This window comes from Lentzea sp. NBRC 105346 (assembly GCF_030269605.1).
Taxonomy (GTDB): Bacteria; Actinomycetota; Actinomycetes; order Mycobacteriales; family Pseudonocardiaceae; genus Lentzea.
The window spans coordinates 161,408-174,297 of the sequence record NZ_BSTQ01000005.1 but is presented as its reverse complement, the minus strand read 5'-3'; the positions used below and the strand labels follow the sequence as shown (position 1 = coordinate 174,297).

Sequence of the window (12,890 nt, the reverse complement as noted above, 5' to 3'; positions counted from 1 at the left end):
ATCGGCGTTCCCAACTGAGATGTCATGTGAATGGCCCTGACCTGCAGCAGGTCAGGGCCATTCACATGACATCGGTCTTATCTGGCGGACTCGGTAGCGGTCACACCGTCGGCATAACCGCGGCAGTACTCCCAGCTGACGTACGCGCTGGGATCGGGATCGAACGCGGGCTCGTGCGGCCGCATGCGGCCGTCGGCGAGGAGCTGCTCCAGCGAAGCGCGCAGCAGCGTCCAGTCGTGGTAGTGCGGCTCCTGGCACTCGCCGCAGTCCACGACGATCCCGCGCACCCCTCTGTGTTCGAGCAACGCCTGGTAGACGGCGAGATCGCTGAGGTCGCTGACCAGTTCGGCGCGCTCGTCGTCGTCCATCGGCGGATGGTCGTGGTCGGGCTCACCCAGGGCCTTGGCCGGGTCCTTCGGATCGCCCGCGAAGGGGTCTGGTGGCAACGCGTCGTGCGGCACGACCCTGCACGGTACCGGGCGGACCCCGGGACGCGTCCAGATACCATGGTTCGCACCGCCTCCGCCTGCGGAAACCGCGTCCGCCGGCGAAGCGCCCATCGCACGACGGAAGGCAAGTCACCCGCTATGACCAGCGAGCTCAACGCTGACGGAGTCCCGAGCAAGTTCGCGATGCTGGGACTGACCTTCGACGACGTGCTCCTGCTGCCTGCCGAGTCGGACGTCGTTCCCAGTGGCGTCGACACGAGCACCAGGATCTCCCGCAACATCTCACTCAAGATCCCGCTCGCCAGTGCCGCCATGGACACGGTGACCGAGGCGCGAATGGCGATCTCGATGGCCCGGCAGGGCGGCATCGGCGTCCTGCACCGCAACCTCTCCGTCGAGGACCAGGCGCGCCAGGCCGAGACGGTCAAGCGCTCCGAGGCGGGCATGGTCACCGACCCGGTGACGTGCACGCCCGAGCACACGCTCGCCGAGGTCGACGAGATGTGCGCGCGCTACCGCATCTCCGGCCTGCCCGTCACCGACCCGGACGGCCGGCTCGTGGGCATCATCACCAATCGCGACATGCGGTTCGAGGTGGACCACAACCGGCGGGTGGCCGAGGTCATGACCAAGGGCCCGCTCGTCACCGCGCAGGTCGGCGTCTCGGCGGACGCCGCGCTCGGTCTGCTGCGCCGCCACAAGGTCGAGAAACTGCCCATCGTCGACGGCGACGGCAAGCTGCGCGGCCTGATCACGGTCAAGGACTTCGTCAAGACCGAGCAGTACCCCAACGCCACCAAGGACCCGGACGGCCGCCTGCTGTGCGCCGCCGCGGTCGGTGTCGGCGACGACTCGTTCAAGCGCGCGATGACGCTCGCCGAGGCCGGTGTGGACGTGGTGATGGTCGACACCGCGCACGGCCACGCCCGCGCCGTGCAGGAGATGGTCGCGAAGATCAAGAAGGAGCTGGGCGACTCCGTCGACATCGTCGGCGGCAACGTCGCGACGCGGGCCGGTGCGCAGGCGCTGATCGACGCGGGCGCGGACGGCGTGAAGGTCGGCGTCGGCCCCGGCTCGATCTGCACCACGCGCGTCGTCGCGGGTGTCGGCGTCCCGCAGATCTCCGCGATCTACGAGGCCTCGCTCGCCTGCCGTCCCGCCGGTGTGCCGGTGATCGGCGACGGCGGCATCCAGTACTCCGGTGACATCGCCAAGGCCATCGCGGCCGGCGCGTCCACCGTCATGCTCGGCTCGCTGCTCGCGGGTACCGCCGAGGCGCCCGGTGACCTGATCCTGGTCAACGGCAAGCAGTTCAAGACGTACCGCGGCATGGGCTCGCTCGCCGCGATGCAGTCGCGTGGCGACGCCAAGTCGTACTCCAAGGACCGCTACTTCCAGGACGACGTCCTCAACGAGGACAAGCTCGTCCCCGAGGGCATCGAGGGGCGCATCCCGTTCCGCGGCCCGCTGTCGCAGGTCGTGCACCAGCTCAACGGCGGCCTGCGGGCCGCGATGGGCTACACGGGTTCGCGCACGGTGGCCGAGCTGCAGGACAAGCAGCTGGTCCGGATCACCGCGGCGGGCCTGAAGGAGAGCCACCCGCACGACATCACGATGACCGTCGAAGCCCCGAACTACACAACCCGCTGAAGCTCGCTCAGGGCGAGGTGTGTCCGCGGAAAGCGCGGACCTGGTCGCTCGGCCTGTCTTTCTGGGGGCGGCCCCCAGACCCCCGGATTAAGGAGAACAACAAGTGCGCGATCTGGTCGAGATCGGCATGGGCCGGACCGCGAGGCGGGCCTACGAGCTGGACGACATCGAGATCATCCCGTCGCGGCGGACGCGGTCGTCGAAGGACGTGTCGACCACGTGGCAGATCGATGCCTACCGGTTCGACATCCCGCTGATCACCCACCCGACCGACGCCATCGTGTCGCCGGGCACCGCGGTGGCCATCGGTGAGCTGGGCGGCCTCGGCGTGCTGAACGCCGAGGGCCTCTGGGCGCGCCACGCGGACGTCGACGAGGCGCTGTTCCGGCTCGTCCGGGCCACCGAGGACAACGACGACCCGGCGGCCGCGGTGAAGGTGCTGCAGGAGCTGCACGCCGCTCCGCTGCGGATGGACCTGATCGCCGAGGCGATCAAGCAGATCCGCGAGTCCGGCGTCACCGTCGCGGCCCGCGTCTCCCCGCAGCGCGCGGCCGAGCTGACGCCCGACCTGCTGGCCGCGGGCGTGGAGATCCTGGTCGTGCAGGGCACGATCATCTCGGCCGAGCACGTGTCGCGCGACGGCGAGCCGCTGAACCTCAAGTCGTTCATCGCGGACCTCGACGTCCCGGTGATCGCGGGCGGCGTGGGTGACTACCGCACCGCGATGCACCTGATGCGCACGGGCGCGGCGGGTGTGATCGTCGGCTACGGCTACACGCCGGGCGTCACGACCACCGACTCCGTCCTGGGCATCGGCGTGCCGATGGCGACCGCCATCGCGGACGCCGCCGCCGCGCGCCGCGACTACCTGGACGAGACCGGCGGCCGGTACGTGCACGTCATCGCCGACGGTGGCGTCATGACGTCCGGCGACGTCGCCAAGTCCATCGCGTGTGGTGCCGACGCCGTGATGCTCGGTGAGCCGCTGGCCGCCGCTGCCGAAGCGCCTGGTCAGGGGCTGTACTGGACGGCCGCGTCCGCGCACCCGTCGGTGCCCCGGTCGTTCGTCTCGGAGGCCGTGGACCAGGAGCTGGACCTGCGGTCGCTGCTGTTCGGGCCGTCCACCGACCCGCGTGGCGTGACGAACCTGTTCGGTGCGTTGAAGCGGGCGATGGCGAAGACCGGTTACTCGGACCTCAAGGAGTTCCAGAAGGTCGGCCTGACCATCCGCGGCTGAACGCCGCCCAGGCGTGTCCTGCTCACTATCCTGCTCACTATCCTGCAAACTAGCGCTAATGAGCAGGATAGTGAGCAGGAAGGCGTTCGATGCTGGACGGTGAGCTCGCCGAGATAGTCGAGAACCTGCGCGTAATCGGCAGCGATGTCGACGACGTCGAGGTGAAGAAGGCTGCGGGAGGCCTGCCGCGGTCGATTCGGGAAACCCTGTCCGCGTTCGCCAACACCCATGGCGGAACGCTGATTCTCGGCTTGGACGAGACGTCGGGCTTCTCGCCGACCGGCATAGCGGATCCTGCGAAGATGACAGCGGATCTCGCGTCTCTATGTTCGACCGACATGTATCCCGAACTGAGGCCGCTGATCAAGGTGCACCAGTTCGAAGGCGTCGCACTGGTCGTTGCCGAGGTCCCGGCGATCGAGCCCGCCCTGAAGCCGTGTTACTGCCGGGGCGCCGGCATGTCGAAGGGCAGCTATGTCCGCGTCGGTGATGGCGATCGGCGACTGAGCAGCTACGAGGTCCAGCTCATCCTCGCGTCCCGCGGGCAGCCACGCGATGACGAGCAACCGGTTCCGGGAATCACTCTCGCCGATCTCGACCAGGGCCTGACAGAGGCGTTCCTGATGCGACTGCGCGCCACTAGACCGTACGCATTCGGTGATCTCGACAGGACGGCTGTTCTGCGCAGAACCAAGGTGCTGGTCGATGACGGCGCCGGAGCCGATGCTGTTTCGGTGGCGGGGCTGCTCGCGCTGGGGGTCTACCCGCAGGAACACTTCCCGCAGCTGATGCTCACATTCGTGCACTACCCGACCAGCGCGGGCGCGGATGTCGTCACCGGTGATCGCTTCCTCGACAACGTCCTGGTGGAGGGGCCGATCCCCACCATGGTGCGCGAGGCGCTCAGTGCGATCCGGCGGAACATGCAGCGACGTTCGGTCGTCGTGGGCGCGGGCCGGGCGGACACCTGGGAATATCCAGAACCGGCGTTGCGCGAGGCAGTGGTGAACGCGCTGGTCCATCGGGATCTGTCAAGTGCTGCCCGCGGTGCGCAGGTGCAGGTCGAGATGTACCCGGACCGCTTGGTCGTCCGCAATCCAGGCGGCCTCTTCGGACCGGTGACCGTCGACAACCTGGCCGAAGAAGGCATCTCGTCCGCTCGGAACGCCACCCTGATGAAGATGCTGGAGGACGTCCCGATCGCGGGTGGAACCAGGACAGTCTGCGAGAACCGCGGGTCAGGAATCCGGACGATGCTCGAATCGCTGCGGGCGGCTCGGATGAGTCCGCCGCAGTTCGTGGATGCCATCGGATCCTTCGGCGTGACCTTCCCGAACCACACCCTGCTCAGCGACGCGGTCGTACAGTGGGTGGCGGCTCTCGGCGAGCGCGGCCTTTCCGACAGCCAGTGCTTGGCTCTCGCTGCCCTCAAGAACGGTGACGTGCTCGACAACCAGAGCTACCGCGCGGCGACCGGTGTCGACTCGCGGGTGGCCACAGCCGAACTTCAGGACCTCGTTGCGCGAGAGTTGGTGGTCCAGTCGGGAACCCGCAGATGGGCGAGGTATCAGCTCAGCGACAGCCTGACGTCGCCGCACGCCGAGTCGCCCGACGGGAATGGCCGGCGTGCCGACCGTCGGGACGCACTATTGGCAGCCCTCGGCGAGGACACGCTGTCCCGGTCCGAGCTCGCGCAGCGAACGGGACTGTTGGACGGCACAGTGCGCCGGTGGCTTGGTGTGCTGAGGAAGGAAGGCACCGTCGAGGCGATCGGCGCCTCGTCCAGCAAGAACGTCAAGTATCGGCGTACGGGTAAGGGCTACCTGCCGCCCTCTGAACCGATCGGGGACTAGGCGTTACCGGAAGTAACGCATACTCTGCGAGTCATGGGTGAACTCGCGAGTAACTTCGACGTCGTGGTCGTCGGCTCCGGCTTCGGCGGCAGCGTCGCCGCGCTGCGCCTGACCGAGAAGGGCTACAAGGTCGCGGTGCTCGAGGCCGGTCGCCGGTTCGCCGACGACGAGTTCGCCAAGACATCGTGGAACCTGCGCAAGTACCTGTGGGCGCCCGCCCTGAAGTGCTTCGGCATCCAGCGCATCCATCTGCTGCGCAACGTCATGGTGCTCGCCGGCGCGGGCGTCGGCGGCGGCAGCCTCGTGTACGCCAACACCCTGTACCGGCCGCTCAAGCCGTTCTACCAGGATCGGCAGTGGGCGGACATCACGGACTGGGAGGCCGAGCTCGCCCCGTTCTACGACCAGGCGAGCCGCATGCTCGGCGTGGTCACGAACCCGACGACGACCCCTAGCGACCTCGTCATGCAGAAGGTCGCGGCGGACATGGGCGTCGAGGACACCTACCACCCGACGCCGGTCGGGGTGTTCTTCGGCGAACCGGGCAAGCCCGCCAAAGACCCGTACTTCGGCGGCGCGGGACCCACGCGCACGGGGTGCACGGAGTGCGGCGCGTGCATGTCGGGCTGCCGGGTCGGCGCCAAGAACACACTGGTCAAGAACTACCTCTACCTGGCCGAACGCAACGGCGCGCAGGTCTTCCCGCTCACCACGGTCACCGGGCTCTCGCAGAACGACGACACCTGGACCATCGAGACGAAGAAGACCGGCGGCCGCAAGACGCACACCTTCACCGCGAACCACGTCGTGCTCGCCGCGGGCACGTGGGGCACGCAGCAGCTGCTGCACCGGGCCAGAATGACGACCCTGCCGAAACTCTCGGCCAAGCTGGGCGAGCTGACCCGCACGAACTCCGAGTCGATCATCGGTGCGGGCCGGTTCAGCGTGGATCCCGAGCGGGACTTCAGCAAGGGTGTTGCGATCACGTCGTCGATCCACCCCGACGAGATCACGCACATCGAGCCCGTCCGGTACGGCAAGGGCAGCAACGCCATGGGACTGCTGCAGACCCTGGCGACCGACGGCGCCGCGAGCACGCCGCGGTGGCTGCAGTTCATCAAGGAGGCGATCAAGCACCCGCTGCGGCTGGCCAGGCTGCTCAGCGTGCACCGGTGGAGCGAGCGCACAGTGATCCTGCTGGTGATGCAGAGCCTGGACAACTCGATCACCACGTTCCTGAAAAAAGGCAAGCTCACCTCGAAACAGGGCCACGGCGAGCCGAACCCGGCGTTCATCCCGGCGGGACACGAGGCGAACCTGCTGGCCGCCAAGCACATCGACGGCATGGCGGGCGGGACGTGGGGCGAGCTGTTCAACATCCCGTTGACCGCGCACTTCATCGGTGGCTGCGCGATCGCCGCAAATCCCGAGAACGGCGTCATCGACCCGTACCACCGCGTGTTCAACTATCCCGGACTGTCCGTTGTGGACGGTGCGGCCATCAGTGCGAACCTCGGCGTGAACCCGTCGCTGACGATCACCGCGCAGGCCGAACGGGCGTTCTCGCTGTGGCCGAACAAGGGGGAAGCGGACCCGAGGCCTGCGCAGGATCAGCCCTACCGGCAGGTCAACCCGACGAAACCACATCACCCGGCCGTGCCCGCCGAAGCACCAGCCGCATTGCGGTTGCCGGTCGTGAAGGTGTCCTGACACGGTGGAGGCATGGCCACCAAGCCGTTCGCGTCCAGTGCCGACCTCACCCCCAAGGACGAGGTCTTTCTCGAGCTCGCCCCCGGCGTCTACACCCTGACGGCCGAGGGCGACCCCAACGTCGGTGCGATCGAAGGCGAGGACTTCCTCGTCTGCTTCGAAGCCCGCGCGACACCCGTCGCCGCGCGCCGGTGGCTGAAAATCCTGCGACGGCACACCGGCAAACCAGTCCGCCACCTCGTGCTCAGCCACTACCACGCGGTTCGCACGCTGGGCGCGAGCGCGTTCGACGCGCAGGAGATCGTCGCGCACGACATGACCCGCGCGCTGATCGCCGAACGCGGCAGGCAGGACTGGGAGAGCGAGTACGGCCGCATGCCGCGCCTCTTCGAGGAACCGGATTCGATCCCCGGCCTCACGTGGCCGACGCTGACGTTCTCGGACCGGCTGACCATCCCGCTCGGCGGCTCACGGGGTGACCTGGAGCTGCTGCACCTCGGGCGTGGGCATACGGCCGGCGACATCGTGGCGTGGCTGCCGCAGCAACGGATTCTCTTCGCGGGCGACCTCGTCGAGTCGCAGGCCGCGCTGTACACCGGCGACGCGTTCCACAACGACTGGGCCACGTCCACTTTGGACAACGTGGCGGCGCTGGGCGCCGAGGTGCTGGTCGGTGGCCGCGGAGCCGTGGCGCGCGACCGTAGTGAGGTGGATGCGGCGATCACGCAGTCGCGGCACTTCCTCGACGAGCTGCGCCGCACGGTCGGCACCGTGCACGCCGAGGGCGGCACGCTGAAGCAGGCGTTCCAGGCCGCGCACCGGGCCCTGGAGCCGCGCTACGGGCGGTGGCCGATCTTCGAGCACTGCCTGCCGTTCGACGTGAAGCGCTACTGGGACGAGTGCGACGGCGTGGACTGGCCGGAGATCTGGACCGCCGAACGCGACCGTGCCGTCTGGGACGCGTTGCAGTGACGCCGGTCCTCGTGGTCGGTGCCGGTCCGGTCGGCCTCACCGCCGCCCTTCTGCTGGCCCGCGCGGGTGTCCCGAGCGTCGTCCTGGAGGCCACGGAACGGCGGACCGCCGTCGGCAGCCGTTCGATCTGTGTGCAACGGGACGTGCTGGAGATCCTCGAACGCGTGGGCGTGGGCCAGAACGTCGCCGACGCGGGTGTCACCTGGTACACGGGCCGCACCTACCACCGCGACCGGCAGGTCCTGACCATCACGTTCCCCGAGGCGAAGGGCTTCCCGCCGTTCGTCAACACCCCGCAGACGGAGGTCGAACGCCTCCTCGAGGAGCGAGTCGGCAAGGAACCGCTCATCGAGCTCCGCTACGGCGAAGCCCTGACGTCCATCACGCAGGACGAGGACGGGGTGGAGGCGAACGGCATCCGCGGCACCCACTGCATCGCGGCCGACGGCGTGCACTCGACGGTCCGCAAGCTGCTCGGCCTGAGCTTCGACGGCTACTCGTTCGACGACCGGTTCATCATCGCGGACATCCGGGTCGACCTCGGCTTCGAGACGCCCGAACGCCGCTTCTACTTCGACCCGCCGTGGAACCCCGGCCGCCAGGTGCTCGTGCACCCCCAGCCGCACGGCGTGTGGCGCATCGACTGGCAGGTCGCCGGGGACGCCGAGCTCACCGAGGACCGCATCCGCGCGATCGTCGGGGAAAAGCAGTACGAGATCGTCTGGCAGTCCACCTACCGGTTCCACCAGCGCAAAGCCTCGAAACTGCGGGTCGGCGGGATCCTGCTCGCGGGCGACGCGGCCCACGTCATGAGCCCGTTCGGCGCGCGCGGGCTGAACTCCGGCATCTGCGACGCCGACAACGCCGCGTGGAAGATCGCGTTCGACCGCCGGGGCGAGGCGGGCCCGAACCTGTTGCCCAGCTACGAGATCGAACGCGGTGCGGCGGCCGACGAGAACCTGCGCATCACGGGCACGACGATGAAGTTCCTCGTGCCGCAGACGCCGGAGGAGCGAGAACACCGGGAACGCGCACTCGAGACCGGTGAGGGCATCGACTCGGGCAAGCTGTTCACGCCGTTCGCCTACACCGACTCACCGCTCACCACCGAAGGCGGCGAACTGCTGCCCGAGAGCCGGACGTACGGACCTGGATTTCAGCAGCACGAGGGCAGGTGGATCCGTCCGGACGGCCACGTTGCCGGGGCCGCCACGGACGAAGTACTGCGACGAGCGCTCGGCCACAGCTGACTGTGTTTCATAGCTGGATGCCGGTGAGCACGGTGACGCGCTCCTCGGTGAAGTCCTCCATCGCGGACCGCACGCCCTCACGGCCGGTGCCGGAGCTCTTCACGCCGCCGTAGGGCATCTGGTCCGCGCGGTACGACGGCACGTCGCCGATGATCACGCCGCCGACCTCCAGCTCGGCGGCCGCGTCGAAGGCGACTTGGACGTCCCGCGTGAACACGCCCGCCTGCAGGCCGTACGACGTGTCGTTGGCCTGCGCGAACGCCTCCGCGACATCGTTCACGACCGACACCACGAGCACCGGCCCGAACATCTCGTCGCGCCACACCTTGGCGTCGGACGGCACGTCGCGCAGCACGGTCGGCTCGACGGACGTCCCGATCCGCTTGCCGCCGGTCAGCACCGACGCACCGGCGTCGACCGCCGCGTTGACCCACTCCTCGACGCGGCGCGCGTTGTCCTCGTCGATCAGCGGCCCGACCTCGACGTCGGGATCGTGCGGGTCACCGGTGCGCAGCGCGGACACCGCCGAAACCAGTTTCGGGACAAAGGAATCCGCGACGGACGCGTCGACGATCACGCGTTGCACCGCGATGCACGACTGGCCGCCCTGGTAGTTGCCGAACGTCGCGATGCGCGAAGCCGCGAAGTCGAGATCCGTCCAATCAGGACAGATGATCGCCGCGCTGTTGCTGCCCAGCTCCATCACGACGTGCTTGCGCGGCGCGGAGTCCATGATCGACCAGCCGACCGTCGTCGACCCGGTGAACGAGATCACGGGCAGTCGCGGGTCCTTCACGAGAGCGTCCATGTCCTTGCCGCGCACGGGAAGCACGGAGAACGCGCCGAGCGGCAGGTCCGTCTCGGCGAGGATCTCGCCCAGCAGCAACGCGGACAGCGGCGTCGCCGACGCGGGCTTCACGACCACCGGCGCACCGACCGCCAACGCGGGCGCGACCTTGTGCGCCACCAGGTTCAGCGGGAAGTTGAACGGCGCCACCGCGAGCACCGGTCCGCGCGGTACGTGCCGCACGACGGCCATGCGCCCTTCGCCGTTCTTGTCGGTGTCCAGCCGCTGCAGCCCACCGGTGAACCGCCGCGCCTCCTCGGCGGCGAAGCGGAACGTGTTCACCGCGCGGGTGACCTCGATCTCGGCCCACTTCAGCGGCTTGCCGTTCTCCGCGGTGATCGTCTCGGCGATCTCCTCGGCCCGCTCCTGCAGCGTGCGCGAGACGTGCAGCAACGCCTCCGCTCTGACGTGCGCCGGTGTGCGGCGGAACTCCTTCGCCACGGCGGCCGCGGCCGCGATCGCGCGCTCGACCTGGTCGGGGCCGGGCACAGCGACCGAGGCGACCTCGGTCCCGTCGTACGGGTGGTGCACCGCCAGTGCCTGCTCGCCCTGCTCAGGGCGGCCGGCGATCCAGCACGGCCTGGGCTGCGGGGTGAACGCGTCCATGTCGTCCACGTTAGGCCAGGTTGGCCTTGGTGTAATCAACGAGGCGCAGGTAATGCTCGTCGTGCCGTTCGGCGCGTTGCCGGTGGAACGCCGGGTGCTGGCGGATCAGCCGCAGCATGTCGTCCAGCCGGGCGAGGACGGCGTCCTTGAGCTGGTCTTTTGGGAACCCGTACGCGTCGCAGAACAGCTCGGCGCGATCCGGCCGTTCCCATTCCAGGGCGAAGCTGATCACCGCCCAGCCGATGTCCCACCAGCGCGGACCGGGGTGCGCGGTGTCGAAGTCGATGACCCCGACGGGCATTCCCTCGGCGAACACCACGTTGTAGGACGCGAAGTCGCCGTGGCAGATCACCTCGGCCGGTTCGCGCCGCTCGAACTGCCAGCCGTCCCGGTCGACGAGCGGGACCGACGCGTCGTGCATCCGCCTGAGCAACCGAGCGGCCGCGACCAGCGTGTCCTCGCCTCTGAGGTGCTCGGCGAGGGGCGGGTGGCCAACTTCACCCTCGACGAACGACAGCACCTCGTGCCCGTCGGCAAACCCGTGCACCCTGGGCACGAAACCCAACGGTGCCAAGTGCCGCAACAACTCGTGCACGCGCGGCGTCCACACCGCGACCGGCCGGTGCACGCTGTCACCGACCCGATATACCTGGTTGAGCCCCCCACCGGGCAGCAGTTCCCGCTCCACATCTGACATCCTTGCCTGGTGTCCGAAACCTCCAGCCGCCCGGTTCTCGTAGTCGACTTCGGTGCGCAGTACGCGCAGCTCATCGCCCGTCGCGTCCGCGAGGCGCAGGTGTACTCCGAGGTCGTCCCGCACACCGCCTCGGTGAGCGAAATGCTCGACAAGGACCCCATCGCGATCGTCCTGTCGGGCGGCCCGTCCAGCGTGTACGACGAGGGCGCGCCGCAGGTCGACCCGAAGCTGTTCGAGACCGGTGTTCCGGTCTTCGGCATCTGCTACGGCTTCCAGGCGATGGCCCGCGCGCTCGGCGGCACGGTCGAGCACACCGGCACCCGCGAGTACGGCCGCACGGAGCTCGGCATCACCGCGGCGCCCGGCACGTTGCACGAGGAGCTGCCCGGCACGCACCCGGTGTGGATGAGCCACGGCGACTGCGTCACGGAGGCCCCCGAGGGCTTCACGGTGACCGCCACCAGCGACGGTGCCCCGGTCGCGGCGTTCGAGAACGTCGAACGACGGTTCGCAGGCGTGCAGTACCACCCGGAGGTGCACCACTCGCCGCACGGCCAGGAGGTGCTGCGCCGGTTCCTGCACGAGATCGCCGGTATCCGTCCACAGTGGACCACGGCTTCCATTGTGGACGAGCAGGTCGAGCGGATCCGCGAGCAGATCGGCGACGGCAAGGCCATCTGCGGCCTGTCCGGCGGCGTCGACTCGGCGGTGGCCGCGGCGCTGGTCCAGCGGGCCATCGGCGACCGTCTGACCTGTGTGTTCGTCGACCACGGCCTGCTGCGCGCGGGTGAGCGCGCCCAGGTCGAGCGGGACTTCGTCGCGGCCACGGGCGTGAACCTGGTGACCGTGGACGCGCGGGAGCGGTTCCTCAACGCCCTGGCCGGGGTCAGCGACCCCGAGGAGAAGCGCAAGATCATCGGGCGCGAGTTCATCCGCGTCTTCGAGCAGGCCGAGCGCGACCTCAAGGCCGAGGGCGACTACCGGTTCCTGGTGCAGGGCACGCTCTACCCGGACGTCGTCGAGTCCGGTGGCGGCGCGGGCACCGCGAACATCAAGAGCCACCACAACGTCGGCGGCCTGCCGGATGACCTGCAGTTCGAGCTCGTCGAACCGCTGCGCGCGCTGTTCAAGGACGAGGTGCGCCGCGTCGGCACCGAGCTGGGTCTGCCGGAGACGATCGTGCAGCGCCAGCCGTTCCCCGGCCCCGGCCTGGGCATCCGCATCATCGGTGAGGTGACCGCCGAACGCCTGGAGATCCTGCGCCAGGCCGACGCGATCGCCCGCGAGGAGCTCACCCTGGCGGGTCTCGACCGGCAGATCTGGCAGTGCCCGGTCGTGCTGCTGGCGGACGTCCGCAGCGTCGGCGTCCAGGGCGACGGCCGCACCTACGGCCACCCGATCGTGCTGCGCCCGGTGTCCAGCGAGGACGCCATGACGGCCGACTGGACCCGCCTGCCGTACGAGGTGCTGGAGCGCATCTCGACCCGCATCACCAACGAGGTGAACGACGTCAACCGCGTAGTGCTCGACGTGACGTCCAAGCCCCCAGGCACCATCGAGTGGGAGTGACACCGTTAAGGCCACCTTCACTGCGTTGAGCGCAGTGAAGGTGGCCTTAA

The 12,890-nt window shown here is 68.9% G+C and carries 10 protein-coding genes; 7 read left to right on the top strand and 3 right to left on the bottom strand.

Translation table 11 applies throughout. The annotated features are described in order from the left end of the window. Positions 1-77: 77 nt before the first annotated feature. The gene (locus tag QSK35_RS12880; RefSeq protein WP_285745615.1) at positions 78-461 is read right to left on the bottom strand and encodes a DUF5319 domain-containing protein; all 384 of its coding nucleotides are present in this window, start codon (positions 459-461) and stop codon (positions 78-80) included. Between the two features lie 126 nt (positions 462-587). On the opposite strand from QSK35_RS12880, the gene guaB reads away from it, so the two are divergent. The 6 genes from guaB to QSK35_RS12850 all read left to right on the top strand — a co-directional run bounded on the left by guaB (position 588) and on the right by QSK35_RS12850 (position 9,121). Continuing rightward, on the top strand, positions 588-2,099 hold the full coding sequence (gene guaB / locus QSK35_RS12875) for an IMP dehydrogenase (RefSeq protein ID WP_285745613.1): 1,512 nt from the start codon (positions 588-590) through the stop codon (positions 2,097-2,099). Positions 2,100-2,202: 103 nt separating this feature from the next. After that, on the top strand, positions 2,203-3,336 hold the full coding sequence (locus QSK35_RS12870; protein ID WP_285745611.1) for a GuaB3 family IMP dehydrogenase-related protein: 1,134 nt from the start codon (positions 2,203-2,205) through the stop codon (positions 3,334-3,336). A gap of 89 nt (positions 3,337-3,425) precedes the next feature. Further along, a complete protein-coding gene (locus QSK35_RS12865; protein WP_285745610.1) occupies positions 3,426-5,189 on the top strand; it encodes an ATP-binding protein in 1,764 nt (587 codons plus the stop codon). A gap of 33 nt (positions 5,190-5,222) precedes the next feature. Next, positions 5,223-6,899, top strand: coding sequence for a GMC family oxidoreductase (locus tag QSK35_RS12860; protein ID WP_285745608.1), 1,677 nt, complete (start codon positions 5,223-5,225; stop codon positions 6,897-6,899). Between the two features lie 12 nt (positions 6,900-6,911). Continuing rightward, on the top strand, positions 6,912-7,871 hold the full coding sequence (locus QSK35_RS12855; RefSeq protein ID WP_285745606.1) for an MBL fold metallo-hydrolase: 960 nt from the start codon (positions 6,912-6,914) through the stop codon (positions 7,869-7,871). Next, positions 7,868-9,121: an FAD-dependent monooxygenase gene (locus QSK35_RS12850; protein WP_285745603.1), complete on the top strand. Its 1,254-nt coding sequence runs from the start codon at positions 7,868-7,870 to the stop codon at positions 9,119-9,121. The genes QSK35_RS12855 and QSK35_RS12850 overlap by 4 nt, the downstream gene beginning before the upstream one ends. Positions 9,122-9,128: 7 nt before the next feature. On the opposite strand, the gene QSK35_RS12845 is transcribed toward QSK35_RS12850, so the two are convergent. Next, entirely contained in the window at positions 9,129-10,574 is a 1,446-nt protein-coding gene (locus tag QSK35_RS12845) for an aldehyde dehydrogenase family protein (RefSeq protein ID WP_285745602.1), read from the bottom strand. Between the two features lie 10 nt (positions 10,575-10,584). Further along, entirely contained in the window at positions 10,585-11,262 is a 678-nt protein-coding gene (locus QSK35_RS12840) for an aminoglycoside phosphotransferase family protein (protein WP_285745600.1), read from the bottom strand. An 18-nt stretch (positions 11,263-11,280) separates the two neighbouring features. Here QSK35_RS12840 and guaA point away from each other — a divergent pair, with 18 nt between their 5' ends. After that, on the top strand, positions 11,281-12,840 hold the full coding sequence (gene guaA, locus QSK35_RS12835) for a glutamine-hydrolyzing GMP synthase (RefSeq protein ID WP_285745598.1): 1,560 nt from the start codon (positions 11,281-11,283) through the stop codon (positions 12,838-12,840). Positions 12,841-12,890: the final 50 nt, after the last annotated feature.

Excerpts from the sequence above, each read along its gene's own strand:
- QSK35_RS12855 (WP_285745606.1), top strand. The coding sequence starts at position 6,912 with ATGGCCACCAAGCCGTTCGCGTCCAGTGCCGACCTCACCCCCAAGGAC.
- guaB (WP_285745613.1), top strand. The coding sequence starts at position 588 with ATGACCAGCGAGCTCAACGCTGACGGAGTCCCGAGCAAGTTCGCGATG.
- QSK35_RS12860 (WP_285745608.1), top strand. The coding sequence starts at position 5,223 with ATGGGTGAACTCGCGAGTAACTTCGACGTCGTGGTCGTCGGCTCCGGC.
- QSK35_RS12845 (WP_285745602.1), bottom strand. The coding sequence starts at position 10,574 with ATGGACGCGTTCACCCCGCAGCCCAGGCCGTGCTGGATCGCCGGCCGC.
- QSK35_RS12865 (WP_285745610.1), top strand. The coding sequence starts at position 3,426 with ATGCTGGACGGTGAGCTCGCCGAGATAGTCGAGAACCTGCGCGTAATC.